Origin of the sequence: Geminicoccus sp. (assembly GCF_035556675.1) — a bacterium.
GTDB lineage: Bacteria > Pseudomonadota > Alphaproteobacteria > Geminicoccales > Geminicoccaceae > Geminicoccus.
The window spans coordinates 1-25,233 of record NZ_DATMFZ010000245.1; the positions used below are offsets into that span (position 1 = coordinate 1).

Here is a 25,233-nt window from a genome sequence, read left to right on the forward strand (position 1 = left end):
CGAGTTCGCGACCTTCGTCTCGCGCCTGCGCATCGACGACACCGTGCCCTACGGCCTGAACATGTGGGTCGTCGCGGACAATCTGCGCAAGGGCGCCGCCCTCAACGCCGTCCAGATCGCCGAGGCGCTGGTCGAGGACGGGCTGGTCTGAGCGGTCAGTCCGGTTGCAGATGGTGACCGCGTGCCGGCATGTCCGCCGGCACGCCGGAGCCACGATAGATGTCGTCCAGCAGGACCGGTCCGCCGAGGAACCGGCTCTCGACACTGCCTGAGCCGGTCGCCGGCAGTCCTACGGTCCAGCTATCGCCCTGCCGGACATGCACGCGGACCCATCGCTCCCGCGAGCCCACCAGCCAGATCTCCATGATGCTCGGCACCGAGGCATAGAGTGGCAGCTTGGTGCGCATGTCGTCCCGCTCGGTCGACGGCGACAGCACCTCGGCGACGACCGCCGGCTCCTTGATGTAACGCGCGTCGGCCAGCTGCTCGCAGGCGTAGGCGACATCCGGGATGTAGTAGTCGTCCCTCGCCACGTTGATGACCAGTCCCGGCGTGACGATCGAGCGGCAGCGCTCCAGGTCCGGCGACACCCGGTCCCAGATCTTCACGATGTTGGTGGTGATGATGTTGTGGCCCGGTCGGGGCGGGTTCATGGCATGCAGCCAGCCATCCCGCAGCTCGTAGCGGATGTCCGTGCCATCGTCGAACTGGAGGAACTCCTCCAGGCTCAGCCTCGGCAGATCATCGAACGCCCGCGCCATCGCTCAGCCACTCTCCTCCTCGAACCTCACCCCCGCATAGAGTTCGTCCAGCGCCACCCGGGCGTCCAGCGCCTCACTGTGGAAGCTGTCTTCCCCGGTCACCGGCAGCGCCACGATCCAGTCCTGGCCATGCCGCCGCCACCGCTGCACCCAGCGGCGGCCGGCATCGACGAGCCAGATTTCCTGCACGCCATCGATTCCTTGATAAATTGGGACCTTGGTCCTAAAATCATTGAGAGCCGTGGATGGCGACAGGATCTCGACGATGATCACCGCGCTGTGCATCAGGCCACGCCGGTCCGGAGGCGTGCAGGCGAAGATCACGTCGGGAACAAGGTAGGTTGCATCGTTCTCCGAGATCACGAGGCCGGCACCTTGGTAGGCCATGCACCGGTCGGGGTCAGATGAGCGCCGGTCCAGCAGGTTACCGACACTCTGGGCGATCCTCCCGTGCCGCCCATGCGGCGGCGCCATGGCCACCAGCTTGCCCTGGTACAGCTCGTACCGGACATCCATCTCGCCCTCGAAGCGCAGGAACTCCTCGAAGCTCATCCGCGGCAGATCACCGGAAGCCCGTGCCATCGACCACCTCCTCGCCACCCATCCCATAGCACGGGCTGACGAAAGCGTCCGTGGCTGCTAGCAAGCCAGCACCCATGGCGACGAACCTCACCGAATACACCGTCTCCGAGATCAGCGGCGCGCTCAAGCGAACTGTCGAGAACACGTTCGGCCTGATCAAGGTCCGGGGCGAGGTCTCGGGCTTCAAGCGCGCCGCCTCGGGCCACGCCTATTTCTGCCTGAAGGACCAGCAGTCCCGCCTGGACGCCGTGTCCTGGCGCGGCTCGGTGCAGCGCTGGCGCCTCGCCGTCGAGGACGGGCTGGAGGTGATCGCCACCGGCCGGCTGACCACCTATCCCGGCCGCTCCACCTACCAGATGGTGGTGGAGCAGCTGGAGCCGGCCGGTGCCGGCGCCATCATGGCGATGCTGGAGGAGCGCCGCCGCCGGCTGGCCGCCGAGGGCCTGTTCGAGCAGGCGAGAAAGCGACCCCTGCCCTTCCTGCCGCGGGTGATCGGCGTGGTGACCTCGCCCACCGGTGCGGTGATCCGCGACATCCTGCACCGGCTGAGCGACCGGTTCCCGCGCCACGTCCTGCTCTGGCCGGTCCTGGTGCAGGGCGAGCAGGCGGCCCAGCAGATCACGGATGCCATCAACGGCTTCTCGGCCATGCAGCCGGGCGGGCGAGTGCCGCGGCCGGACCTTTTGATCGTCGCCCGCGGCGGCGGTTCCATCGAGGACCTGATGCCGTTCAACGAGGAGATGGTGGTGCGCGCGCTGGCCGCGTGCTCGATCCCGACCATCTGCGCAGTCGGCCACGAGACCGACACCTCGCTGGCCGACCATGCCGCCGACCGCCGCGCCCCCACCCCCACTGCCGCCGCCGAGATGGCGGTGCCAGTGCGGCTCGAGCTGATCGAGCGGGTGGCCGTGCTGGAAGGGCGGATCCGCTCCGCCACGGTCGGCCAGCTCCAGCGCCGCCGTACCGAGCTGGAGCGCTCGGCCCGTGGCCTGCCCGACCCGCGCATGCTGCTGGGCCTGGCCACCCAGCGCCTGGACGACCTGTCCGAGCGGCTGCGCCTGCGCCGCCCCGCCGACGTGCTGCGCGCCAAGGCGGAGCGGCTGGAGATGCTTGGCCGCCGCCTGCACGAGCTGGTCTCGACCCTCCTGCGCACCGAGCAGCGCCACCTGGAGCGCACCGGCGCCCGTCTGGTGCCCACGCACATCCTGGCCCTGGTTGGGCGGGCGGAGCCGATGCTGGCTGATCGCGGCCAGCGGCTGGAACGGGCGGCCAAGCGCCGGATCGCGGACGGCCAGGCCCGGCTGGACACGCTCGGCAAGCTGCTGGACAGCCTGGGCTATCGTCAGGTCCTGGAACGCGGCTACGCCCTGGTGCGTGCTCCGTCGGGCGAGGTGGTGAGCGACGTCGCCGCCGCCCGCGCCGAGAGCCGGCTGAACCTCGTGTTCCATGACGGCGAGCTCGCCGTCATCACCGGTGGCCGGGCCAGGCGCAGCGGCACCGAGGAGGAAGAGCCGGTGCAGGGGAGCCTCCTGTGAGCGTGCCGGTCCCGGAGGACGATCGGCCGATCGACCGGCTGCTCGCGGTGATGCGGATCCTGCGCGACCCGGTGGTGGGCTGCCCCTGGGACCAGAAGCAGACCTTCGAGACCATCGCCCCCTACACGATCGAGGAGGCCTACGAGGTCCGCGACGCGCTCGAACGCGGCGATCTGGTCGACTTCCGGGCCGAGTTGGGCGACCTCCTGCTCCAGGTGGTCTACCAGGCGCAGATCGCCGATGAGCGGGGCCTGTTCGACTTCGAGGCGGTGGCCGCCGGGATCGTCGACAAGATGGTCCGCCGCCATCCGCATGTCTTCGAGGGCCAGGCCCTGCCCGAAGGCGGCGAGCGGCGTCTGTGGGAGGACCTGAAGGCCGCCGAGCGGGCCGCCAAGGGCCAGCCGGAGCGGCCGGCCAGCGTGCTGGACGACGTGCCGGTAGGCTTTCCGGCCTTGGCACGGGCGGAGAAGCTGCAAAAGCGTGCGGCCAGGGTCGGCTTCGACTGGGGTGAACTCGGACCCGTGGTGGCCAAGATCCGAGAAGAGCTGGCCGAGGTCGAGGCCGCTGGCGACCCTGAGCATCAGGCCGAGGAGGTAGGCGACCTGCTGTTCGCGGTCACCAACCTCGCCCGTCACCTCAAGGTCGACCCGGAAGAGGCGCTGCGCCGGACCAACGCCAAGTTCGAGCGCCGCTTCCGCGCAGTGGAGGCGGCCGCGCGTGCCGCCGGCCGGGAACCGGCCGAGTGCAGCCTGGCCGAGCTGGACGCCTGGTGGGACGAGGCCAAGGCCACCGAGCGGGCCGCCAAGTCCGGCTGACCGCCTCCGGCTGGACAAGCCCCCGCTCCGCCCATCTACTGCATCGAACGAATGACAGGGAGGAGGCGCCGATGAAGCGCTCCGAGATCAACGCCATCATGCGCACGGCGGATGCGTTCTTCCGCCGGCAGAACTTCCACCTGCCGGCCTTCGCCTACTGGTCCCCCGCCGACTGGGCGAAGAAGGGCGAGGAAGTCCGCGAAATCGTCGACCGCCGCCTGGGCTGGGACATCACCGACTTCGCCAAGGGCAATTTCTGCAAGTGCGGGCTCGCAGTGTTCACCGTGCGCAACGGCCCGGTTGCCGACCTCCAGCGCGGGAAGGGCAAGCTCTACTGCGAAAAGATCCTGATGATCCACCACGATCAGATCTGCCCGCTGCATTTCCACTGGAACAAGATGGAGGACATCATCAACCGTGGCGGCGGCGACCTCCATGTCCAGTTCTTCCACTCGACCGAAGCTGGCGGGGTCGACGAGCGGCCGGTGACCTTCAGCATGGACGGCACCGAGGTCACGGTCGCCGCTGGCGAGGTCGTCCGCGTGCCGCCGGGCGGCAGCGTGACCGTGCCGCCCCTGCTCTATCACAAGTTCTGGGGCTGGCGGGACGACGTGCTGGTCGGCGAGGTCTCCCTGGTCAACGACGACGATCAAGACAACCGCTTCTTCGAGCCGCTCGGCCGCTTTGCCGAGATCGAGGAGGACGAGCCGCCCATGTTCCTGTTGCGCAACGACTACGAGCGCTACTGGGGTGCCGTGCGCTGACGCTCACGGCTTGTGCGCGAGCCTCGCCTCCAGCCGGCGCTGCTTGTCCTCGGCCAGGAGGACCGAGACATGGGTGCCCTCGGTGCCGTCGGCCTTGGCCAGCACCTCGCCGTTGCGGAACAGCCAGGCCAGCGTCTCCCCGTCGCCGAACGGGATCACCACCTCGGTCGGCACCGCGAACTCGGAGAGCTTGGCCTCGATCGCGCGGAGCAACCCGTCCAGGCCCTCGCCGGTCTGCGCCGAGACCGTCACGGTAGCACTGGCCCGGGCAAGCTCGGCAGAGAGCACCGCCCGGCGCTCCTCGTCCATCAGGTCGATCTTGTTCCAGACCTCGATCAGCCGCTGCGAGCGCGCCAGGTCATCGATGCCCAATTCGTCCAGCACCTTGCGCACGTCGGCGTCCTGCGCCGCGGCATCCTCATGGGCGACGTCGCGCACATGGAGGATGATGTCGGCGGAGAGCACCTCTTCCAGCGTGGCGCGGAACGCGGCGACCAGCGAGGTCGGCAGTTCGGAGATGAAGCCCACCGTGTCGGACAGGATCACCTTGCGCCCTTGCGGCAGGCGGATCAGCCGCATGGTCGGGTCGAGCGTGGCGAACAGCAGGTCCTTGGCGAACACCTGCGCGCCGGTCAGCCGGTTGAACAGGGTGGACTTGCCGGCGTTGGTGTAGCCCACCAGCGCCACCACCGGATAGGGCACCCGCTCGCGGGCCTTCCGGTGCAGGGCGCGGGTGCGCTTCACATCCTCCAGCTCGCGCTCGATCTTGACGATCTTGTCGGCGATGATCCGGCGGTCCAGCTCGAGCTGACTCTCGCCAGGGCCACCCAGGAAGCCCGCACCGCCGCGCTGCCGCTCCAGATGGGTCCAGGAACGGACCAGGCGCGAGCGCTGGTAGTTCAGCGCCGCCAGGTCGACCTGGAGCACGCCTTCACGGGTGCGCGCCCGCTCGCCGAAGATCTCCAGGATCAGGCCGGTCCGGTCGATGACCTTGCAGTGCCACTTCTTCTCGAGGTTGCGCTGCTGGCCGGGCGTGAGCGTGCCGTCGACCACGACGAGATCGATCTCGTCGGCCTTCACCCGTGCCGCGACCTCCTCGACCTTGCCGCCGCCGAGCAACGTCGCCGGGGTCACTTGTCGCAGGGGCGCCAGCTCACGATCGACCACGTCGAGCGAGATCGCCTCCGCCAGCCCCACCGCCTCCTCCAGCCGGGAGGCCGGCGCACGCAGCCGCTCCCGGTCAGTGCTCAGGTAGGGATGGATGACCAGGCAGCGTCCGCTGCCTTCTGCTGTTTCGTTGCCGATGACGAATCCGTCCCTGGCGCTATTCTTCCCGCTGGTCCTCGTCGCGGCCCCGGTCGCCATAGCCGCCCCGATCGGGTCCCTGGCCTGGCACCGAGCCCGGAGGCGCGTCATACAGACGGACCGCCGAGGAGGGCATCACGGTGGACACGGCGTGCTTGTAAACCAGCTGCACGTGCCCGTCACGACGGAGCAGCAGGCAGAAATTGTCGAAGGAGCCGATCACGCCCTGCAGCTTTACGCCATTGATCAGGAAGACGGTGACCGGGATCTTGTTCTTCCGGACGTGGTTCAAAAAGACGTCCTGGAGATTCTGCTGCTTCTCGGCTGCCATCCGAGTACCTCTCGGTGAATTGGAAGGCACCGCGGTGGCGAGCGACGAGCGCTTCGTTGCCATCACGGCCGGGTCCGGTCCGCATTCTGGTGCGCGATCCGACCACGTTTTTTTCCTTCGGAGATCAGGACATAACCAGCGCCCCCTGGCTCGGCAAGCGCCATCGCTGCAAGCTGGATGAATATATCCGCAGGGCTGGGGACACTGGCCTGCATGGTCAAGCCAAGTAATCGATCCCGTTCAACCCCGGACGGGCGGCTCGGCCGGCAGCCCGCAATGGGCCGCATAGCGGTCCATCAGCCGTCTCGTCGTGTCGCCCGGCATGCCGTTGGCGACCGGCCGGCCGTCTACGCTGGTCACCGGCAGGACCAGCGAGGTGGCGCTGGTGAGGAATGCCTCGCGCGCCCGGGCCAGTTCCGCCGGGGAAAAGGCGCGTTCCGCCAACGGGATGCCGAGCTCGCGCGCCTGCTCCAGCACCACCGAGCGGGTGACCCCGCCGAGGATGCGCTGTGTCGCCGGATGGGTGCGCAGCACGCCGTGCTCGTCGACGATCCAGGCATTGGTGCTGGATCCCTCGGTGATGACGTCGCCAGCCGGGCCGCTGGCCACCAGCCAGGCCTCGCGGCATCCGGCCTCCTGCGCCGCCTGCTTGGCCAGGACGTTGGCGAGCAGCCCGGTGGATTTGATGTCGCAGCGGGCCCAGCGCTCGTCAGGATGGGTGATCACCGCGCAACCCTTCTGGCGCTCCGCTTCCGTCGGCAGCTTCAGCCGGCGCACGGTCACGACCAGGCTCGGGCGGGTGTCGGCGGGGAATGGGTGGTTGCGCGGAGCGGTACCCCGGCTCACCTGCAGATAGACCAGCGCGTCGGCCAGCGCGTTGCGGGCGATCGTCTGCTTGACGATCCGGTGCAGGGCGGCATCGCTGACCGGCAGGTCGATGCGCAGGGCCGCGAGGGAGCGGCGCAGCCGTGCCAGGTGCCGGTCCGCGTCGATCAGCCGGCCGCCGATCCGCTTGACGACCTCGTAGATGCCGTCTGCGAACTGGAAACCGCGATCCTCCACCGGCACGGTGGCGGCACGGAGCGGCAGGTAGCGACCGTCGACATAGGCAATCCGGGCCATGATGGGTTCCGCAGGCAGGATCAGAGATAGTCGAATCGTACGGCGACCGCCTGCTCCAGGCTGCGCATCTGGTCGCCGCGGGCGATCGCGATCAGCCGGTCGCGGGCACGCAGCTGGGTGTCCGGCCGCGGCACCATGTACTGACCGCCGCGCAGCACCGCGCCGATGATCACGCCCTGGGGCATCCTGGCCTTGTCCAGGGTCTTGCCCACCAACGGGCTGTTCTCCGGCAGGTCGGCCTCGATCGCTTCGGCGGCCCCGTCCTTGATGCTGAAGCCGGCCAGGATCCGGCCGCGCCGGACATGCTGGAGGATCGAGCTCACCGTGGTGCCTCTGGGATCGATCATCACGTCGATGCCGATGTCGCCGATCAGCGGCTCATAGCTCTCGGTGTTGATCAGGGCGAGGGTGCGGTTGGCGCCCAGCCGCTTGGCCATCAGCGCCGACATGATGTTGACCTCGTCCTGATTGGTGACCGTGACGAAGGTGTCGGCGGTGGTCACGCCCGCCTCACGCAGGAGATCGGGATCGCGCGCATCGCCCTGCAGCACGATCAGGCCGGGCGCGCCCTCGGCGAGGGCCCCTGCCCGCTCCGGTGCGTTCTCCACCACGGTCAGCCGGAGATGCGGGGCCAGGGCGCGCAGCTCGTGGACCAGGAAGCCGCCGATGCTGCCGGCGCCACCGATCACCACCCGCCGCCCCTGGTAGGGTGCATGGCCGAACGCAGTCATGGCACGGGCCTGCTGCTTGGTCTCGACCACGATCCAGGCCCGGTCGCCCGCGATCAGGAGGTCCTCGGCATGCGGCACGAACAGGCGGTCGTTGCGCTCGATCGCCACCACCACGACATGGAGGTCCGGGAACAGGTAGGAGAGCTGGCGCAGCGGCGTGTCGAGGATCGGGCAGTCGGCATCGCAGCGCACCGAGACCAGCCGGACCTGGTCGGAGGCGAACGGGATCACCGCCAGCGAGCCCGGCACCAGCAGGGTGCGCGCCACCGAGCGGGCGACCTCGATCTCCGGCGAGATCACCACGTCCACGGCCAGGTGCTGGCGCAGGAACAGGTCCTCCCAGCGCCGGTCCAGATAGGCCTGCTGGCGGATCCGGGCGATCCTCGTTGCCGTGTTGAACAGGGCGTTCGCCACCTGGCAGGCGACGATGTTCACCTCGTCGCTGCGGGTGACCGCCACCAGCAGGTCGGCATTGGCGGCACCCGCCTCGCGCAGCACGGCAGGGTGGGAGGCGGAGCCGGTGATCGCGCGCAGATCGACGGTCTCGGCGATCCGCTGGACCAGCTCCGGGCGCTGGTCGATGACCGTGACCTCGTGGCCGGCGCGGACCAGGTAGCGGGCGATGCTCTCGCCTACCCGCCCCGCCCCGCCGACGATGACCCGCAAAGGATCAGTCGTCCCCGCTGTGCAGGCCCAGCGTCTTCAGCTTGCGGTGCAGGGCCGAGCGCTCCATGCCGACGAAGTTGGCGGTGCGCGAGATGTTGCCGCCGAAGCGCTCGAGCTGAGCCTGCAGATAGGCGCGTTCGAAATGCTCGCGGGCCTCGCGCAGCGGCATCGCTACCAGCTCGCCATTGGCAGTCGGATCCATCGAGCCCACCGCGCTGTTGGTGAGGTCCGGCGGCAGCCCGTCCACGCCGATCGGCTGCTTGGGGTCGCCCGGCGCCATGATCAGCATCCACTCGACTGCATTGCGCAGCTGGCGGACGTTGCCCGGCCACTCGGCGGACTGCATTACCGCCATGGCGTCGTCGCCGATCACGCGCGGCGGTGCGCTGGCGATGCGGGCGGCGCGGTCCATGAAGGTCCGGGCCAGCAGTGGGATGTCGATGCGCCGCTCGGAAAGCGGCGGGATCTGCACCGGCACCACGTTCAGCCGGTAGTAGAGCTCCTCACGGAACTTGCCCTGGCTCATGAGCTGGGTCAGGTCCCGGTTGGTGGACGCGATCACCCGCACGTCCAGGTCGATGCGCTCGGTGCGGCCCGGCCGGGTAAAGCGGTTCTCCTGCAGGACCCGCAGCATCCGCCCCTGGGTCTCGAGCGGCATGTCGGCCACCTCGTCCAGGAACAGGGTGCCGCCGCTGGCCCGCTCCAGGATGCCCACGAAGCGCGGCGTGTCGCCATTGGCCTCGGCGCCAAACAGCTCGACCTCCAGGCGATCGGGCGCCATCACCGCGCAGTTCAGCACCACAAAGGCTGCATCCGCCCGCCGCGAATGAGCATGGATCATCCGGGCAGCGATCTCCTTGCCAGAGCCGGGTGGGCCACTGATCAGCACGCGGCTATTGGTGGGTGCCACCCGGTCGATCGCCTGGCGGACGCGCACGATGCCGGGCGAGGTGCCGAGCAGGTCGATCTCGTCGCCGCCCTTGATCTTGAGCTGCTCGTTCTCACGCTTGAGCCGGCTGATCTCCAGCGCGCGCTGCATGGTCAGGAGGAGGCGGTCGGTCTTGAACGGCTTCTCGATGAAGTCGTAGGCGCCGTTCTTGATCGCCTGCACGGCCATCTCGATGGTGCCGTGCCCGCTGAAGATCACCACCGGGATGGTGGGCCACTGGCTGCGCAGCCGGTCCAGGATCTCCATCCCGTCCAGCTTGCTGCCCTCGAGCCAGATGTCGAGGAGGACGAGGTCCGGCACGCGCCGGTCGATCTCGGCGAAGGCCTGGTCGCTGTTGGCGGCCTGGCGGGGCCGGTAGCCCTCGTCCTGCAGGAGGGCAGCGACGACCTCCCGGATCGCGGCCTCGTCATCGACGATCAGAACGTCCTTGCTCATCCTCTAACCATCCGGCGAAGCGCCCCCTGGAACCGGTTTATCATGGTGCTCCGGGCACAGAGCCCGGGCCCGTCGGCGCTTGTGCTTCGTTCGCTGCGCGACCTCGTGCTCATGCGGCAGGCCGCACGACGCTGGAACGAGGAAAGACGAGCCGTGCTGATGTCCCGCCACCTGCGGCTTCACCCAGGTCGATCGAGCCTTCGTGCTCTTCCATGATCTTCCGGACGATGGCAAGGCCCAAGCCCGTGCCCTTCGCCTTGGTGGTGACATAGGGCTCGAACAGTCGCTCGCGATGCTGCGGCGGCAGCCCCACCCCGTCGTCCTCGATCTGCACGATGATCGCCCGCTCCTCCTCCAGGACCCGGACCCGCACATGGCCGTGCGGTTCCCTGTCCTCCCTGCCCTCGGCCTTGGCATCGCCCTTTGCGTCAATCGCGTCGATGGCGTTCTGTAGCAGGTTGGTGAGGACCTGGCCGACCTTCGCATGGTCGCATGCCAGCATCAGCTCGGGCCGGCCGAGATCCACGTCGAACGCGATGTCCGGCCGGGCAGTGCGCTGCAACAGCACCGCGTCGTTGACGATCTGCGCCAACCGTTCGTCCTGGAAGACCGGCTCGGGCATCCGGGCAAACGCCGAGAACTCGTTCACCAGCCGGCCGATCTGGTCGACATGGCGGACGATCGTGTCGGTGCAGCCGCGGAACGTGTCGGGCTCGTCCTCGATCTGCTTCAGCCAGCGCCGCTGCAGCCGTTCCGCCGACAGCCGGATCGGGGTGAGGGGGTTCTTGATCTCGTGCGCGAGCCGCCGGGCGATCTCGGCCCAGGCGGCGACTCGCTGGGCAGACAGAAGATCGGTCACGTCGTCGAAGGTGACGACCCAGCCCTGGATCCGCCCCTCCTCCTCCTGCACCGCGGCCCGGACGAGCAGGGTGCGGTGGGTGACGCCGCGCGCCACCACGAGCTGCTGCTCAGCAAAGCCCCGGCGCCCGTCGATGGTCCGGTCGATCAGGGGCGACAGCTCGGGCAGGAGTTCGTCCAGCGGCCGGCCCAAGATGGCCGCCTGATCCATCTCCAGGAACTGCACGGCGGAGCGGTTCGGCAGCACCACCCGGCGCCGGCTGTCCAGGCCCAGCACGCCCGCGGTCACCCCGCGCAGCACCGCCTCGGTGAACCGGCGGCGCTGGTCGAGCTGCTGGTTGGCATCCACCAGCTCGCGGCGCTGCGAGGCCAGCTGCTGGGTCATCCGGTTGAAGGCACGCGCCAGCGAGGCGATCTCCTCGAAGTCGATGCGCTCCTCGACCCTTGCGTTCAGGTCGCCGGTGCTGACCCGGTCTGCCGCAGTGATGAGCTGGCCCAGCGGCACGCCTAGGCGCGTGGCGAAGTAGAGCCCGGCCCAGACCGCGGCCAGCAACATGATCAGCGCCACCACGCCGAACAGGATCAGCGACAGGATCTGGATGCGCGAGCGCTCCGCTGCCGCGGCCTCGTAGTCGCTCACCCCCGCCTGGGTCCGCTCCAGCAGGTTCAGGACGCTCGGGTCGACGAAGCGCCCGACGAACAGATAGGCGTCGCCGAAGCCGTCCAGGCGGACCAGTGCCCGGACACGGTCGTCGGTATCCGCAGTGAGCGTCACCACCTCGCCCGCGGCGGCGCGCTCCAGGTCGGCGGGCTCGATGCTGCCGATGTCCATGGAGAAGGCCAGCTCGCTGCGCGCCAGCACGGCACCGGTGGTGTCGAACACCACTGCCTCGGTGAGCGAGCGCACCATCGCGTGCGCCTCGACCAGATCCTGCAGGCTGCGGCCATAGCGGCCTTCGCGGTTGATGTCGGCCGCCATCGCCAGCGCATCGGCCCGGATATTCTCCCGGTGCTCCTCCAGATAGGCCTGGGCGACCTGCAGGGAGGTATCGACCGCCTCGCGCACCCGGTCGCTGAACCAGGCATTGACGCCGACATGGAGGAACCAGACGGAGAACAGGGTGACCACGATCGCCGGGGTCACCGCCAGCAGGCCGAACAGGGCGACCAACCGACCTTCCAGGCCGGAGCCGGCGCTACCCTTACGCCTGGCCGCCCAGATCCGGACCAGGCGCCTTGCCACCACCACGCTCAGCAGCAGGACCAGCACGAGGTCGACCGAGAGGAGGACCAGCACGCCGCCCGTGTCGAGCCCGGCCGGCCCCTTGCCGGTCAGCACCGCCCAGGTGGTGATCCCGCACACCACGGCGACCGCCACCAGCAGCTTGGCCAGACGCGGATCCTGGGCAATGGTCACGATGCGCCGCCAGAAGGACGGCTTGGTGATGGAGATTCCGCTCAGCAGGAGAGGTAGGCCCGTCGTCTTCCCGAGATTGGTGGGATCATGGCGCGCGGGAGACGACGATGTCCAGTTCGCGAATCTTCTTGCGCAGCGTGTTGCGGTTCATGCCGAGCAGGTCGGCGGCGCGCAGCTGGTTGCCGCGGGTGACCGAGAGCGCCTTGCCGATCAGCGGCCGCTCGATCTCGCGCAGCACCCGGTCATAGACCCCATCGGGCGGCAGGCCGCCGTCATGGGCCTTGAACCATCGATCCAGGTGGCGTTCGACCGCGGTGGACAGGGTCTCCTCGACCATCGGGGCATCGCCGCCGGCCTGCGGGCCGTCGGGCGCGCCGGTGGACGGCCGGGCGCCGGCCTGCTCCAGCTCGGACGCGATCGTGTCCTCGGCCAGGATCTCGTCGGTGTAGAGCACCGCCAGGCGCCGCACGAGATTCTCCAGCTCGCGCACGTTGCCGGGCCAGGGATGGGCTTTCAGCCGGATCATCGCCTCCGGGGTCAGGCTCTTGATCGCCAGCCCGTCGGCCGCCGCCTTGGCGAAAAAGTGCTGGACCAGGGCCGGAATGTCGTCGGCCCGCTCGCGCAAAGGCGGCAGGCGGATCGGCACGACGTTGAGGCGATAGAACAGGTCCTCGCGGAATAGGCCCTGGGCCACCATCTGGCGCAGGTCGCGGTGCGAGGCCGCCACGATGCGCAGGTTGGTCTTGATCGGGTGGGTCCCACCCACCGGCAGGAACTCGCCCTGCTGGAGCACGCGCAGGAGCCGGGTCTGCGCCTCCAGCGGCATGTCCCCGATCTCGTCCAGGAACAGGGTGCCGCCATTGGCCTGCTCGAAGCGGCCGACCCGACGGGCATGGGCGCCGGTGAACGCCCCCTTCTCGTGGCCGAACAGCTCCGATTCGATCAGCTCCCTGGGAATCGCCGCCATGTTCACGGCGACGAACGGGCCATTGCGGCGCTTGCCGAACTCGTGCAGCGCCTTGGCGACCAGCTCCTTGCCGGTACCGCTCTCGCCCGCGATCAGCACGGTGAGGTCGGTGCCGGTGAGGCGTGCGATGATCCGGTAGATCTCCTGCATGGCCGACGAGCGGCCGATGATCGGCAGGTTGTCGTCCAGGCCGCTCAGGACGTCGGCCGCGGCACCGTTGCGGCGCTTGGGCTGGGCGAGTGCCCGCTGTACCGCCGCGGTCAGGTTGCCGAGGTCGAAGGGCTTGGGCAGGTATTCGAAAGCACCCCGCTCGGTAGCGCGCACCGCGGTCAGCAGCGTGTTCTGCGCGCTCATCACGATCACCGGCAGGTCCGGCCGGGTCGCGCGGATCCTGGGCAGGAGGTCCAGCGAGTTCTCGTCGGGCAGCATCACGTCGGTGATGACGAGGTCGCCCTCGCCCGCGGCGACCCAGCGCCACAGCGCCGAGGCGGCCGAGGTCGCCTGCACCCGCCAGCCCTGCTTGGCCAGCGCCCGGCTGACCACGGTGCGGATCGCGGCGTCGTCCTCGGCCAGGAGGATCGTCGTGTCGTTCATCGGGAAGCGGCCTCTTTTGCAACTGCATCGCGCGCGCCGCGGCCGGCGGCGCGGTTGGCCGGCAGGCTGACGCGGAACACCGCGCCCGGGTCGCCGGGATGGTGGGACACGACCCCGCCATGGTCGTGGACGATCTTGGCGACCAGCGCCAAGCCCAGCCCGGTGCCGCGCGGCTTGCTGGTCACGAACGGCTCGAACAGGTGGTCGGCCACGTCCGGCGCCACGCCCGGCCCGTCATCCTTCACCTCCACCGTGATCGGCAGGTGCAGCCGCTCGCGCGAGGTGCCGAGCGCCATGCGCCAGCCATGCTGGTAGGTGGTCGTGAGCGTGATGGTGCCGCCGTCCGGCTGGGCCGCCTCCGCCGCGTTCTTGATCAGGTTCAGGAACACCTGGATCAGCTTGTCGCGGTCGCCCTCCACATGGGGCAAGGACGGGTCGTAGTGTTCGACGATCCGGTGGCGCCGGGCAAAGCCGTTTTCGGCGATGCGGCGGACATGCTCCAGGATCTGGTGGATGTTGACCGGCCGGCGCTCGATCGGCCGGCCGGCGTTGAACTCTTCCATCCGGTCGACCAGCGCACAGATCCGGTCGGTCTCGTCACAGATCAGCTGGACCAGCGGCCGGTCCTCCTCGGCGATCGAGGGCTCGAGGAGCTGGGCGGCCCCGCGGATCCCGGAGAGCGGGTTCTTGACCTCATGCGCAAGCGTGGCCGCGAGCGTGGCCACCGAGCGGGCGGAGCCGCGCTGTACCCGGTGCTGGTCAAGCCGCCGTGCCACCGAGCAGGGATGGAGAATGACCAGCACATGGCCCGGATTCTCGACGATCGGGCTCATATGGCTGTCCACCAGCACGGTCTCGCCCTTGGACAGCGCCAGCTCGACGCCGTACTCGGACACCGACGCACCCCCGGTCGAAACATGCCGGATCAGGTCCAGGATGGTGGCGTGCGCCGGCATGAAATCCGACAGCGGCCGGCCGACCAGCACGTTCAGGGAGGCGCCGAACAATTGCTCCGCAGCGGGGTTGACCGTCATCAGCCGGGCATCCCCATCGACCACGAAGAGCGGGCTCGGCAGATTGGCGAGCAGTTGCGCCGCGCTTACCGGTGCCGACCGCGTCGACCGTTCCATTACCATTGCATTGCGCACCGTATGAGCAGCCCGGCCTTTGTGCCCGTTCGGTAGGCAACTTATCCGCCCGGTTTCCGCTGCGCAAGCGAGGCGACACCTGTCGGCACATCCCGCCGATGCGGAAGAATCATGTGGCGGCGCCTGGGCGCAGCCGCGCACTCAGAGTAACCTTCCGGCCATGTCCGAACCCGACTGCATCGTGCTCGTTGTCGCCGCCGGCCAGGGCGAGCGCCTCGGCGGCTCCCGACCCAAGCAATATCTGGCGCTGGCGGGCGAGCCGATCCTGCGCCGCGCCATCCGGCCGTTCCTGGCCCACCCCGCCATTGCCGGCGTCCGCGTGGTGATCGCAGCAGGCCAGGAGGAACGGTACGGCGAGGCCACGGCCGGCCTGCCGCTGCTGCCGCCGGTTGTCGGCGGTGCCACCCGCCAGGCCTCGGTGCTGGCAGGGCTGGAATCCCTCGTGGACCAAGCGCCGGCCCGGGTGCTCGTTCACGACGCGGCGCGGCCGCTGGTGACCGGCGCGCTGATCGGACGGGTGCTGGCCGGTCTCGACGATGCCGACGCAGTGCTGCCGGCCCTGCCCGTGGTGGATTCCCTGCGCTCGGTCGAAGCCGGCCTCGTCACCGGCGAGGTGGCGCGTGACGGGCTGGTACGTGCCCAGACCCCGCAGGGCTTCCGCTTTGCGGCCGTGCTGGCGGCACACCGCCGCCATGCCGGAGCGGGCGGAATCACCGACGATGTCGAGCTGGTCCGCCGCTCCGGTGGCAAGGTAGCCTGGGTCAAGGGGGAGGAGGAAAATCTGAAGGTGACCCATCCCGACGATCTCGGTCTCGCCGCCCGGCTGCTGGGTTCTGGCCAGCGCCGCTATGCCACCGGCATGGGCTTCGACATCCATGCGGTCGCGGCCGACCGGCCGCTCTGGCTGGGCGGGGTACAAGTCCCCGCCCCCTTCGGCCTGGCCGGCCACTCGGATGCCGACGTGGTCCTCCATGCCCTGACCGATGCCCTGCTCGGCACGGTGGGTGCGGGCGACATCGGCGTGCATTTCCCGCCCTCCGACGAGCGCTGGCGCGGTGCAGCATCGGATCAGTTCGTCCGCCACGCCCTGGCCCTGGTGGCCGGGCAGGGTGGCCGGCTGGAGCATGCCGACCTGTCGATCATGGCCGAGCGACCGAAGATCGGCCCGCACCGCCCGGCGATCCTCGCCAGCCTCGGCCGGATCCTCGGCCTGGAGCCACAGCGGATCGGGCTCAAGGCCGGCACCATGGAGGGGCTGGGTGCGATCGGCCGCCAGGAGGGCATCGCGGCACAGGCACTCGTGACGGTAAGCTTCCCGTCGTGACGGCCAAGGGGGTGGAACTGCTCGTCACCTGGTTCGGCAGCGGCTACCTCAAGCCCGCCTCGGGCACCTGGGGTTCGCTGGCGGCCCTGCCGTTCGGGATCGCCCTGCACTGGGCGTTCGGCCCGATCGCCTTATGCGTGCTGGCCCTCCTGCTCTACGGTGCCGGCGTGGTGCTGGGCGGCGTCTACCTGATTACCGCAGAACATCCCGACCCGGACGACTTCGTGCTGGACGAGGTGGTTGGGCAGTGGCTGGCACTGGCTGCGGCACCGCTCACCGTGGCCGGGGTGGTCGCCGCCTTCCTGTGTTTTCGGGTGCTCGACATCGTCAAGCCCTGGCCGGCATGCTGGATCGACCGCAAGATGCACGGCTCGCTCGGGGTGATGACCGACGATCTGGTGGCTGGCATCTACGCCGGGCTGCTGGTGCTGCTGGCGGGGGCCTATCTCTAGATGATCAACATCGATCCAGAACTGCTGGACAAGGCGCTGCGGCTGCTCGAAGCCTGCCGCGCCCGGGGCCTGAGCCTGGTCACGGTGGAAAGCTGCACGGGCGGGCTGATCGCGGGCGTGCTCACTGCCGTCCCAGGCAGCTCGGACGTGGTCGACCGGGGCTTCGTCACCTATTCCAACGAGGCCAAGATGGCGCTGGTCGGGGTGCCGGGCGAGCTTCTGGCCGATCATGGCGCCGTCAGTGAGCCGGTCGCCCGGGCGATGGCTCATGGAGGGCTGGCCCATTCGGCTGCCGACCTCGCCATCGCCGTCACCGGCATCGCCGGGCCGGGCGGCGGCAGTGCCGTGAAGCCCGTGGGCCTGGTACATCTGGCAGCCGCCGCCAGGGATGGAAGGCTCCTTCACGAGCGGGTCGTCTTCCCAGGCGACCGGGCGGCGGTGCGAGCGGCAACCGTGCTGCGCGCCCTCGATCTTCTGGAGCAGCTGACCAGCTGAGGCCGGGTCGGGAACCAGGGGTTGCCCGGCCACGGCCGGCTGCAGGGATGCGACGAACCTGTTCCGTGTCCGATCCCGCCGGGAGAATGAAGATGCCGCCACGCGAGGACAAACATCAACTGCTCGTATCAAATGGTTCCTCGACCGTGGCGGCTTCGGCTTGGGGCGATCCAACTATCACGGCATGATCCCATGCTTTTCCGCCCCAATCTCGTGTCGAGGCATCAGCCACGCCGGCTGCTATGACGGTTGAGCCCGGCCGGTGGTGACACCTTGGATGCCGCATCGACTTTTCTGGTCCCGACAGAAGCTGCGCTTCTGGAACAACCGGCACCATGGCTGCTCTGGCCGGCAACCGGCCGCCGCAGTCATGGACCTTGTCGCAGCCCTCCCTGTCGTTGCCTCGGCCCTTTCTGCCGCTGGCAGCCGGGCCCTTCGATATCGTCAACACCCGGGCTCGCCGCTTATTCCATTTCCGTCTCCCGGTGATGCGCCTTTTGTCCTGCGATGAGCGGAATGGCGGCAGGCGTGGAATAAACGGCCGCTCCAGGTGTTGATGGAGATAAGACGTTCGTGAGCGGCGCTTCGGGCGGAGCTGGCGATGTCGGCAAGGGGTAGCGCTCATCCGCCGGGTCAACCGGGGCGGCGCGCATGGACTTCCTGACCGAGCTCGAAAGCTGCGTGCCGAGCCTGCGCCGCTACGCGCGGGCATTGCTCCGCGATCGCGACGGCGCCGACGACCTGGTGCAGGACTGCCTGGAGCGGGCGCTCAGCCGCAGGCATCTCTGGCGTGGTGGACAGGGACTGCGGCCGTGGCTGTTCCGCATCCTGCACAACATCTACGCCAACGAGATCCGGCGCCGCCGGGCGGGGCCGGTCTTCCAGCCGATCGACAGCGCCGGTGATCTTCCTGCTGGCAGCGACAGCCACGATGCCCGGATCGAGCTGCGCGAGATGGAGAGCGCCTTGAACCTCCTGCCCGAGGAGCAGCGCTACATCGTCCTGCTGGTGGCCCTCACCGGCCTGTCCTACCAGGAATGTGCCGATGCCCTGGGCGTCCCCGTCGGGACGGTGATGTCCCGCCTGTCCCGCGGCCGCGAGCATCTGCGCAGGTTCCTCGCGGGCGAGGCCGGGCCTCCCCTGCGGAGGGTCAAGTGAGCGCCCCGCCCGAACCGGTCGGCGAGGCGGACCTGCACGCCCATGCCGACGACCGACTGCCGCCGGAGCGCGCGGCGTTCGTGGCGGAGTGGCTCACGCACCATCCCGAGGCCCGCCAGCAGGTCGCCCTGTGGCGGTGCCAGAACGAGCTGATCAGGCAACTGCACGCCGAGCCGCCGGAGCCCCTGCCGGCCAGGCTGCGACCAGGCATGTGGGCGCTGGGCCGGCGCCAGGCGCTCGGACGCCTGGCCGTGGCTGCGGCGGTGGGGCTGCTGGCCGGTGGCGGTGCCGGCTGGATCGGCCGCGGGCTCGTGCCGCCGCACGATGCGGAGCCATATGATCTGGCGCGCGAAGCGGCGCGGGCGCACCGCGATCTGGCGGAGACCCTGCCGCTCGAAGCCGGACCGGATGGCGCGACGCGGCTGCTCGCCTGGCTCGCGCAGGAACTCGGCCATCCGGTGCGCGTGCCGGATCTGTCCGGGGTGAGCCTGCGGCTCCTGGGCGGGCGGACAGTCATGAACGACCGGAACAGGAAGGCCGCCCAGCTCGTCTACGAAGACCCGGCGGGCGCCCGCTTCACCCTCTACCTGCTCTGGGCCGACTGGTCGGCACCGCCCGAGTTCCGCTTCTTCCGTTCCGGTGACGTCAATCTGTTCTACTGGCCGGAAGACGCGCTGCGCTGCATACTCATGGGTCCGGCCGACCCCGACCATCTGCTCGATCTCGCCCTCGCCACCTATGACGAGATGGAGAAGGACAGGCACACGGCGGTCAACCACGCGACGCCCTAGCAGGCATGCCCGGGCTCAGGGGGTGCCCGCCTCCATGCCGCCTGCGCGGGCGTGCAGCTCGATCAGGTCGCGGCGGAACTGGCCGAACGCGAAGGCCACCGCATAAAGGCTCTGCAGCTGCTCGATCGTGAGCGTGCGCATAACGCCTGCGGCGCGCAGCTCGCCCAGACTCTCGTCGATCAGCCGGAGTGCTGTGTCGACCCTAGCCGGGTCGGGTGGCGGCTCCCGCCGCACCACGGCCTGCGCCACTGCCGTCAGATCATCGCGCAGCCCGGCAGCGGCGTCGCGCAGGGGCTTGTCCAGGATGGCGGCGGCGGCTTCCGGCAGGGGCCGCAGGGTGGCACGACCCAGGAGCAGGAAGCTGGTGTGCAGGCGGCGGATGATCGCGACCAGCGCATCCGGGTCACGTTCCTCCGTAAGCCTCGCCAGCCGTTCCCGGCGCGCCTCCTCGGCCAGCCCCTCCAGCTTGACGATCATGGTGCGGATCTTGCGGTGGCGCAGGCGCAGCGCCGCTTCGTCGCGAGCACCCGACAGGCCGTTCAGGAGCGGCTCGAACATCAGCGCCATCTGCCCCAGGACGTCGCGGGCAGCATCGCGCAGGTCACGGTGTGCCCGCGCGGGCAGCACGGTCAGCGCTACCCCGATCCCGACGACGCCGCCGAGCGCTATCTCCAGCACCCGCTCGAACCCGAGCTCCAGCGGGGGCAGGTGGCTGGGCGACATCAGCATCATCGCCGCGGTGACGGGCGCGATCCGGAAGATCGGGTTGGCGGCCGAGGCGAGCGTGGTGGGTATCAGCGCCAGGAGGAAGGTACCGATCCCGGCCGGCCCGGAGGGCGGCAGCATCACCACCGCCAGGAGCCCGCACAGCGCTCCCAGCAGCGTCGCCAGCAGCCGGTCGCGTGCTGCTTTCAGCGAGCCACCGACATTGCTCTGGATCACGATGATCGCGGTGATCACCGCCCAGTAGCCCTGCGGCAGCCCCAGCAGATGGACCAGCACATGCGCGGCGAGCGCGGAGGTCATGAGCCGGACGGCGAGCCGCCACTGCGCGGCCCGATCGGCCAGCGCCCGGAGCCAATTGCGCAGCTGAGCGGCGATCCGGTCGGTCCATGAGGCGGAGCGCCCCGGATCGTCCCTCATTCCGGCTGCCTCCGCCGCCCTGGAAGTCACGGCCGCGATCCTCTCCGGCCACCCGGATGGACCGTCAGCCTGCGGACCAGGTCAAGAGGAACGGGCGCGGCGGAAAGAAGTGGTCGTGCTAGACGTTCTTGCCGGCCTTGCCGTCCGGGTTGTGCTGGTGGTGGACGTCGAGCTCGCCGCCGCCACCGGACACCCGGCTGCGGCCCTCGGGCGTGCGCTCGGCCGGATGCGGACCGCGCGGCTTCGACTTCTCCGGTTCCTTGCGGTTCTCGTGGCTGGCGCCCGGACCGCCGATCCGCTCGGTGTTCTCGTGCTTGCTGGGCATGTTCCGCCTCCTGCTGGCGATCACCATCCTGGCCCGTCCCCTGCCCGATGCGGTCGAACGGAAGGGCGGCCCGGCTGCCCGATCAATGTGCGGCAAGGGGCGCGGGTTCCGGCCGGTCTGCTTGGCACGTCGCGGATTGACCGCTCAGGACAGGGCGGGCAACATCTTGGTACCTTACATACAAGCGTCGTGCATGACGGCGGGCCGGCTCGGAGAAGGCGGCCGCCGGGGCTCTGGGAGGCCACCGAACGATGTCGATCCGCTTGCTGAAGACCCTGACGCTCGGCGTTGCCCTGCTGGGCGGCACTGTCCTACCCATCGTCGCGCAGGCCGCGGAATTCACGATGCGGTTCGCCACCGCCAGCCCGCCGATGGAGAACAATTTCTCCTGGACCCACCTGGAGGTGCTGGCACGCGAAATCGAGAGCCGGTCTGGCGGCCGGATCGAGGTAGAGATGTATCCCGGCGCGCAGCTGGGCGGGATCGAATCCCTGGTGAATCAGGTGAAGGACGGCATCCTGCAGGCCTGCGATCCGGCGGACGGCCATTTCGCCTCGACCTTCCCCGACATCCAGGCGTTCGGTGTGCCCTATCTGTTCGTCAACCGCGAGGTCGCCTGGCGGGTGCTGGATGGGCCGGTGGGCGAACAGATGCGCGAGCGGATGGCCAAGGAGGTGGGTCTCAGGCCCCTGTTCTGGTCGGAGAATGGCGGCTTTCGCCACTACAGCTCGGCCAGCCAGGAGATGAAGTCGCCCGAGGACATGGCCGGCATCAAGATGCGGACGATGAACCATCCGCTGCACATGGAGATCGCCAAGAGTCTGGGCATGTCGCCGACCCCGATCGCCTGGGGCGAGCTCTATACCGCGCTGCAGACCGGCGTGGTGGATGGCCAGGAGAACTCCATCCCGACCTTCATGGTGCCCAAGCTCTACGAGGTGCAGAAGAACATGGTGCTGGACGGCCACGTCTACAGCATCAACACCGTCGCCATTAACGAGGCCTGGTACCAGAGCCTGCCGGACGACCTGAAGGGCGTGATCCGCCAAGCGGCCCAGGTGGCGCTGGAAACCAATCGCGGCCTGTCGGTCGCCAATGAGGCGTCGGGGCGGGCTTTCCTGGAAAGCGAGGGCGTGTCGATCTACGAGCCCGCCGCGGAAGAGAAGGCGGTGTTCCGCGAGAAGGCCCAGCCCGCAGCGATCGAATGGCTGAAGACCCAGATGGACCCGAAGGTGCTGGACGAGATCCAGGCTGCGGTGGCCGAGGCCGAGCAGTTCTACGGCTATCGCTGAGCCCGCCCCCCGAAGCTCCGGTACAGGCATCCGGCCCATGTACGAGCGCGCCAGCCGATGGGCGGACCTGGTCAGCCGCGCCATCGAGTTCCTGTGCAACGCGATCCTGGCGGTGATGACCCTCGTCATTGCCGCCCTGGTCCTGTCCCGCAACCTGCTGGGCTTCTCCTTCTCCTGGTCGGAGGAACTGACCCGGTTCCTGCTCGTCTGGCTCAGCATGCTGGGGGCCGCCGTGCTGCTGCGCCGCGACGACCATATCAGCCTGAACCTGCTGCAGGACCGGCTCTCATCGAGAAGCCGGCTGGTCCTGGACCTCCTGCTGCGCCTCCTGGTCCTCCTGTTCCTCCTGATCCTGGCCCAGCAGTCCTGGACCGCGGCGCTGGCCCGCCAGGTCACCCACGCCCCTGCGCTCGGAGTCAGCCTGTTCTGGCCCTATCTCGCCATCCCGGTAGCGGCGGTGCTGATGATCCTGGCGACCCTGGTCAATCTGTGGGGCGACCTGCTCCGCCTCACCGGCCGCCTGCCCATGCCGGACCGGGCGACCTGAACCCATGGGCATCACCGGCTTCATCATCGTCTTCCTGCTGCTCCTGGCCCTGGGTCTGCCGATCGCTCTCGTGATGCTGGTCTCTTCGACCGCCTATTTCCTGTTCTCGGGCAACCTCCTGTTCCTGCGCATGCTGCCGGAGAAGATGTTCGCCGGGATCGACGTGTTCGTCCTGATGGCGATCCCGTTCTTCCTGCTCACCGGCGAGATCATGAACCGGGCGAAGTTGACCGACCGGCTGTTCGACTTCTGCAACCTGATCGTGGGGCGGATCCGCGGCGGCCTGGCCCAGGTCAACGTGGTCTCCAGCCTCCTGTTCGCCGGGGTGACCGGCGTGGCGCTGGGCGACATCGCCAGCCAGGGCCGGATGTTCATCTATGCCATGGAGCGCCAGGGCTACGACCGGCCGTTCTCCGCGGCGATCACGGCGGCGACCTCGCTGGCCGGCGCCATCATCCCGCCCTCCACCATGATCATCGTCTACTGCGCGGTCACCAATGTCTCGGTAGGGGCGATGTTCTCCGCGGCGATCCTGCCGGGCATCCTGCTCTGCCTCGTCCAGATGACGCAGGTCCAGTGGATCTCCTGGCGCAGGCAGTATCCCAAGGTCGAGGTCGAGGTGACGCCGAAGAAGCTGCTCCTGGGCTTTAGGGACGCCTTCTTCGCCATCGTGATGCCGATCATCATGATCCGCGGCATCATCATGGGCTGGTTCACGCCCACCGAGGCGGCCGCAGCCTGCGTGGTCTATTCGCTGGCAGTAGGCTTCTTCTTCCTGCGCACCCTGAAGATCGCCGATCTCGGGCCGATCCTGTCGGTGGCGTCCATGGATACCGCCCGGCTGTTCTTCATCATCGCCGGCGCCTCGGCGATGAGCTGGGTGTTCGCCATGGAGAACCTGCCCATGGTGGTGAAGACCATGCTGGCCGGCGTCAGCACCGACCTCGTCACCGTGGTGCTGCTGATCAACCTGTTCTTCCTGTTCTGCGGGATGTGGCTGGACGCCAGCATCTCGATCATCCTGTTCGCGCCGGTCGTGACCCCGCTGGCGCTGGCCGCGGGCCTCCATCCGGTCCAGCTCGGCATCATGCTGATCGTGAACTGCGTGCTGGGCCTGATCACGCCGCCGGTCGGCAACGTCCTGTTCGCGGTCGCCAACATCGCCAAGATCGGGGTGGGCCCGCTCACCCGGGCGATGCTGCCCTACATCCTGAGCGGTGGCGCCATCGTCGTCCTGATCGGGCTCTGGCCCGACCTGACCCTCGCCCTGCCCAGGGCCTTCGGCCTGATCAAGCCTTGAGGAAATCCCGATGAAGATCACCGGCGTGACGATCCACGACGTCGACTATGGCCGGGACTTCCACACCTTCTGGAACCCGGTGATCGTGCGGATCGACACGGACGCGGGCATCTACGGCGCCGGCGAGCTGGGCTTGGCCTACGGCACCGGCGCCAAGGGTGGCATCCACATGATCCGCACGTTGGCCGAGACCTTCCTGATCGGTGCGGATCCGAACCGGATCGAATCGATCTGGGAGACCTTCTTCCGCCGCACCTTCTGGGGCCAGGGCGGCGGGCCGATCATCTATGGCGCCATGTCCGCGATCGACGAGGCGCTCTGGGACATCAAGGGCAAGGCGCTGGGTGTGCCGGTCTACGAGCTCTTGGGCGGCAAGGTCCGCGACGAGATCCGGGTCTATGCCAACGGCTGGTACACCGGCCTGAACGCGCCCGAGGAATATGCCGAGGCGGCGCTGAAAGTGGTGGCCGACGGCTACGACGCCCTGAAGTTCGACCCGTTCGGCACCACGCCCGACGGCGAGTGGCGCTACCCGCGCCGGCATATCGAGCGGGACTGGGCGATCCTGGCGGTGAAGAGGGTCGAGGCGGTGCGCGACGCGGTGGGCCCGGACGTCGACATCCTGCTCGACCTGCACGGCAATCTCGGCACCACCGATGCCATCACCTACGGGCGGATGCTCGAGGCGTCGCGACCGTTCTTCTACGAGGAGCCGGTCGATCCCATGAACGTCGCCTGCATGAAGAAGGTGTCGGCGAACGTGAAGATCCCGATCGCGGCCGGCGAGCGGCTCTACACCCGCTATCAGTTCCGCCCCTACCTGGAGAGCCAGGCGCTCGACATCCTCCAGCCGGACATGGGCCTGTGCGGCGGGATCACCGAGGCGCGCAAGATCGCCGCCTATGCCGAGACCTACAACCTGCACGTCCAGCCGCACAATTGCGGCGGCCCGGTCTCGACCGCGGCGGGAGTCCAGCTGGACGCGGCGATCCCGAACTTCATCATCATGGAATGGTTCCCCTACTGGACCGACGACCGCTACGCGATCGTTACCCAGGCGCTGGAGCACCAGCAGCGCAAGGGCCGCTACCGCATCCCCGACCGGCCGGGCCTCGGCATCGAGCTGAACGACGACTATCTGGCGCGCTTCGACAAGCTGGTGGTGGGAGGCCGGCCATGAAGATCACCGGCCTCACCATCTGGGACGTCGACTACGGCCTCTCGCACAACGTCAACCAGCACCCGGTGATCATCAAGATCGACACCGATGCCGGCATCTCCGGTGCCGGCGAGGTGGGCCTGGCCTATGGCGACGGCAACCGCGGCGCCATCCATACCCTGACGCAGCTGTTCGAGCGGCACCTGAAGGGCCAGGACGCCCGCCAGATCGGTGCCATCTGGGACCGGCTCTACCGCAAGACCTTCT

Annotated in this window: 24 protein-coding genes and 2 pseudogenes; 14 read left to right on the plus strand and 12 right to left on the minus strand. The window is 68.8% G+C overall.

Going from position 1 to position 25,233, the window contains the following annotated elements; genetic code table 11:
• A pseudogene (locus VNS22_RS28380) lies at positions 1-151 on the plus strand (aspartate-semialdehyde dehydrogenase); the annotation flags it as partial.
• Between the two features lie 4 nt (positions 152-155).
• On the opposite strand, the gene VNS22_RS17200 reads toward VNS22_RS28380, so the two are convergent.
• Both VNS22_RS17200 and VNS22_RS17205 read right to left on the minus strand, forming a co-directional pair.
• Positions 156-761 (minus strand): Uma2 family endonuclease, encoded by a 606-nt coding sequence (locus VNS22_RS17200; protein ID WP_325734553.1) that lies wholly within the window; start codon positions 759-761, stop codon positions 156-158.
• 3 nt (positions 762-764) lie between these two features.
• Positions 765-1,343, minus strand: a complete 579-nt coding sequence (locus VNS22_RS17205) for a Uma2 family endonuclease (RefSeq protein ID WP_325734555.1) — start codon at positions 1,341-1,343, stop codon at positions 765-767.
• Positions 1,344-1,417: 74 nt separating this feature from the next.
• Here VNS22_RS17205 and xseA point away from each other — a divergent pair, with 74 nt between their 5' ends.
• From xseA to VNS22_RS17220, 3 genes are all read left to right on the plus strand, one after another.
• Complete coding sequence (gene xseA / locus VNS22_RS17210; protein WP_325734557.1) at positions 1,418-2,878, plus strand: exodeoxyribonuclease VII large subunit; 1,461 nt, start codon at positions 1,418-1,420, stop codon at positions 2,876-2,878.
• Positions 2,875-3,693 carry a nucleoside triphosphate pyrophosphohydrolase gene (mazG, locus tag VNS22_RS17215; protein ID WP_325734559.1) on the plus strand — a complete coding sequence of 273 codons (819 nt, stop codon included), beginning with the start codon at positions 2,875-2,877 and terminating at the stop codon, positions 3,691-3,693. The genes xseA and mazG overlap by 4 nt, the downstream gene beginning before the upstream one ends.
• A 71-nt stretch (positions 3,694-3,764) precedes the next feature.
• A complete protein-coding gene (locus VNS22_RS17220) occupies positions 3,765-4,457 on the plus strand; it encodes a D-lyxose/D-mannose family sugar isomerase (protein WP_325734560.1) in 693 nt (230 codons plus the stop codon).
• 3 nt (positions 4,458-4,460) lie between these two features.
• Here the strand turns inward: VNS22_RS17220 and hflX are convergent, their stop codons facing one another.
• The 8 genes from hflX to VNS22_RS17260 form a co-directional block, all read right to left on the minus strand.
• Complete coding sequence (gene hflX, locus VNS22_RS17225) at positions 4,461-5,822, minus strand: GTPase HflX (RefSeq protein WP_325734562.1); 1,362 nt, start codon at positions 5,820-5,822, stop codon at positions 4,461-4,463.
• A complete protein-coding gene (gene hfq / locus VNS22_RS17230; RefSeq protein WP_325734564.1) occupies positions 5,782-6,093 on the minus strand; it encodes an RNA chaperone Hfq in 312 nt (103 codons plus the stop codon). Before hfq ends, hflX begins: the two co-directional genes overlap by 41 nt.
• 240 nt (positions 6,094-6,333) lie before the next feature.
• Positions 6,334-7,215: a D-amino-acid transaminase gene (locus VNS22_RS17235; RefSeq protein ID WP_325734566.1), complete on the minus strand. Its 882-nt coding sequence runs from the start codon at positions 7,213-7,215 to the stop codon at positions 6,334-6,336.
• A gap of 20 nt (positions 7,216-7,235) precedes the next feature.
• The gene (gene trkA, locus VNS22_RS17240; protein WP_325734568.1) at positions 7,236-8,612 is read right to left on the minus strand and encodes a Trk system potassium transporter TrkA; all 1,377 of its coding nucleotides are present in this window, start codon (positions 8,610-8,612) and stop codon (positions 7,236-7,238) included.
• 4 nt (positions 8,613-8,616) lie between these two features.
• Positions 8,617-9,996, minus strand: coding sequence for a sigma-54 dependent transcriptional regulator (locus tag VNS22_RS17245; protein WP_325734570.1), 1,380 nt, complete (start codon positions 9,994-9,996; stop codon positions 8,617-8,619).
• A gap of 109 nt (positions 9,997-10,105) precedes the next feature.
• Positions 10,106-12,271, minus strand: a complete 2,166-nt coding sequence (locus VNS22_RS17250; RefSeq protein ID WP_325734572.1) for a PAS domain-containing sensor histidine kinase — start codon at positions 12,269-12,271, stop codon at positions 10,106-10,108.
• An 85-nt stretch (positions 12,272-12,356) separates the two neighbouring features.
• Entirely contained in the window at positions 12,357-13,832 is a 1,476-nt protein-coding gene (gene ntrC / locus VNS22_RS17255) for a nitrogen regulation protein NR(I) (RefSeq protein WP_325734574.1), read from the minus strand.
• On the minus strand, positions 13,829-14,962 hold the full coding sequence (locus tag VNS22_RS17260; protein ID WP_325734576.1) for a two-component system sensor histidine kinase NtrB: 1,134 nt from the start codon (positions 14,960-14,962) through the stop codon (positions 13,829-13,831). Before VNS22_RS17260 ends, ntrC begins: the two co-directional genes overlap by 4 nt.
• A 178-nt stretch (positions 14,963-15,140) precedes the next feature.
• Between VNS22_RS17260 and VNS22_RS17265 the strand changes: the two genes are divergently transcribed.
• From VNS22_RS17265 to VNS22_RS17285, 5 genes are all read left to right on the plus strand, one after another.
• Positions 15,141-16,304 (plus strand): bifunctional 2-C-methyl-D-erythritol 4-phosphate cytidylyltransferase/2-C-methyl-D-erythritol 2,4-cyclodiphosphate synthase, encoded by a 1,164-nt coding sequence (locus VNS22_RS17265; protein WP_325734578.1) that lies wholly within the window; start codon positions 15,141-15,143, stop codon positions 16,302-16,304.
• Positions 16,301-16,756: a phosphatidylglycerophosphatase A gene (locus VNS22_RS17270; RefSeq protein ID WP_325734580.1), complete on the plus strand. Its 456-nt coding sequence runs from the start codon at positions 16,301-16,303 to the stop codon at positions 16,754-16,756. Before VNS22_RS17265 ends, VNS22_RS17270 begins: the two co-directional genes overlap by 4 nt.
• Positions 16,757-17,251, plus strand: coding sequence for a CinA family protein (locus tag VNS22_RS17275; protein ID WP_325734582.1), 495 nt, complete (start codon positions 16,757-16,759; stop codon positions 17,249-17,251). It begins immediately after the preceding gene.
• Positions 17,252-17,902: 651 nt separating this feature from the next.
• Positions 17,903-18,409 (plus strand): sigma-70 family RNA polymerase sigma factor, encoded by a 507-nt coding sequence (locus VNS22_RS17280; RefSeq protein ID WP_325734584.1) that lies wholly within the window; start codon positions 17,903-17,905, stop codon positions 18,407-18,409.
• A complete protein-coding gene (locus tag VNS22_RS17285) occupies positions 18,406-19,200 on the plus strand; it encodes a hypothetical protein (RefSeq protein WP_325734585.1) in 795 nt (264 codons plus the stop codon). The genes VNS22_RS17280 and VNS22_RS17285 overlap by 4 nt, the downstream gene beginning before the upstream one ends.
• Before the next feature lie 15 nt (positions 19,201-19,215).
• On the opposite strand, the gene VNS22_RS17290 is transcribed toward VNS22_RS17285, so the two are convergent.
• Together VNS22_RS17290 and VNS22_RS17295 are read right to left on the minus strand one after the other, a co-directional pair.
• Positions 19,216-20,343, minus strand: coding sequence for an FUSC family protein (locus VNS22_RS17290; protein WP_325734587.1), 1,128 nt, complete (start codon positions 20,341-20,343; stop codon positions 19,216-19,218).
• A gap of 118 nt (positions 20,344-20,461) precedes the next feature.
• Entirely contained in the window at positions 20,462-20,668 is a 207-nt protein-coding gene (locus VNS22_RS17295) for a hypothetical protein (protein WP_325734589.1), read from the minus strand.
• 251 nt (positions 20,669-20,919) lie between these two features.
• Here VNS22_RS17295 and VNS22_RS17300 point away from each other — a divergent pair, with 251 nt between their 5' ends.
• The 5 genes and pseudogenes from VNS22_RS17300 to VNS22_RS17320 all read left to right on the plus strand — a co-directional run.
• On the plus strand, positions 20,920-21,960 hold the full coding sequence (locus VNS22_RS17300) for a TRAP transporter substrate-binding protein (protein WP_325734591.1): 1,041 nt from the start codon (positions 20,920-20,922) through the stop codon (positions 21,958-21,960).
• Positions 21,961-21,997: 37 nt separating this feature from the next.
• The gene (locus VNS22_RS17305) at positions 21,998-22,507 is read left to right on the plus strand and encodes a TRAP transporter small permease (protein WP_325734593.1); all 510 of its coding nucleotides are present in this window, start codon (positions 21,998-22,000) and stop codon (positions 22,505-22,507) included.
• Positions 22,508-22,511: 4 nt separating this feature from the next.
• On the plus strand, positions 22,512-23,807 hold the full coding sequence (locus tag VNS22_RS17310) for a TRAP transporter large permease (RefSeq protein ID WP_325734595.1): 1,296 nt from the start codon (positions 22,512-22,514) through the stop codon (positions 23,805-23,807).
• Between the two features lie 10 nt (positions 23,808-23,817).
• Positions 23,818-24,987, plus strand: coding sequence for a mandelate racemase/muconate lactonizing enzyme family protein (locus tag VNS22_RS17315; protein WP_325734597.1), 1,170 nt, complete (start codon positions 23,818-23,820; stop codon positions 24,985-24,987).
• Positions 24,984-25,233: pseudogene (locus tag VNS22_RS17320) on the plus strand (mandelate racemase/muconate lactonizing enzyme family protein); the annotation flags it as partial. The gene VNS22_RS17315 and the pseudogene VNS22_RS17320, both read left to right, overlap by 4 nt.

Excerpts from the sequence above, each read along its gene's own strand:
- VNS22_RS17200 (WP_325734553.1), bottom strand. The coding sequence starts at position 761 with ATGGCGCGGGCGTTCGATGATCTGCCGAGGCTGAGCCTGGAGGAGTTC.
- VNS22_RS17205 (WP_325734555.1), bottom strand. The coding sequence starts at position 1,343 with ATGGCACGGGCTTCCGGTGATCTGCCGCGGATGAGCTTCGAGGAGTTC.
- xseA (WP_325734557.1), top strand. The coding sequence starts at position 1,418 with ATGGCGACGAACCTCACCGAATACACCGTCTCCGAGATCAGCGGCGCG.
- VNS22_RS17220 (WP_325734560.1), top strand. The coding sequence starts at position 3,765 with ATGAAGCGCTCCGAGATCAACGCCATCATGCGCACGGCGGATGCGTTC.
- hflX (WP_325734562.1), bottom strand. The coding sequence starts at position 5,822 with ATGGCGACCGGGGCCGCGACGAGGACCAGCGGGAAGAATAGCGCCAGG.
- hfq (WP_325734564.1), bottom strand. The coding sequence starts at position 6,093 with ATGGCAGCCGAGAAGCAGCAGAATCTCCAGGACGTCTTTTTGAACCAC.
- VNS22_RS17235 (WP_325734566.1), bottom strand. The coding sequence starts at position 7,215 with ATGGCCCGGATTGCCTATGTCGACGGTCGCTACCTGCCGCTCCGTGCC.
- VNS22_RS17245 (WP_325734570.1), bottom strand. The coding sequence starts at position 9,996 with ATGAGCAAGGACGTTCTGATCGTCGATGACGAGGCCGCGATCCGGGAG.
- ntrC (WP_325734574.1), bottom strand. The coding sequence starts at position 13,832 with ATGAACGACACGACGATCCTCCTGGCCGAGGACGACGCCGCGATCCGC.
- VNS22_RS17260 (WP_325734576.1), bottom strand. The coding sequence starts at position 14,962 with ATGGAACGGTCGACGCGGTCGGCACCGGTAAGCGCGGCGCAACTGCTC.
- VNS22_RS17265 (WP_325734578.1), top strand. The coding sequence starts at position 15,141 with ATGTCCGAACCCGACTGCATCGTGCTCGTTGTCGCCGCCGGCCAGGGC.
- VNS22_RS17275 (WP_325734582.1), top strand. The coding sequence starts at position 16,757 with ATGATCAACATCGATCCAGAACTGCTGGACAAGGCGCTGCGGCTGCTC.
- VNS22_RS17280 (WP_325734584.1), top strand. The coding sequence starts at position 17,903 with ATGGACTTCCTGACCGAGCTCGAAAGCTGCGTGCCGAGCCTGCGCCGC.
- VNS22_RS17290 (WP_325734587.1), bottom strand. The coding sequence starts at position 20,343 with ATGAGGGACGATCCGGGGCGCTCCGCCTCATGGACCGACCGGATCGCC.
- VNS22_RS17295 (WP_325734589.1), bottom strand. The coding sequence starts at position 20,668 with ATGCCCAGCAAGCACGAGAACACCGAGCGGATCGGCGGTCCGGGCGCC.
- VNS22_RS17300 (WP_325734591.1), top strand. The coding sequence starts at position 20,920 with ATGTCGATCCGCTTGCTGAAGACCCTGACGCTCGGCGTTGCCCTGCTG.
- VNS22_RS17305 (WP_325734593.1), top strand. The coding sequence starts at position 21,998 with ATGTACGAGCGCGCCAGCCGATGGGCGGACCTGGTCAGCCGCGCCATC.
- VNS22_RS17310 (WP_325734595.1), top strand. The coding sequence starts at position 22,512 with ATGGGCATCACCGGCTTCATCATCGTCTTCCTGCTGCTCCTGGCCCTG.
- VNS22_RS17315 (WP_325734597.1), top strand. The coding sequence starts at position 23,818 with ATGAAGATCACCGGCGTGACGATCCACGACGTCGACTATGGCCGGGAC.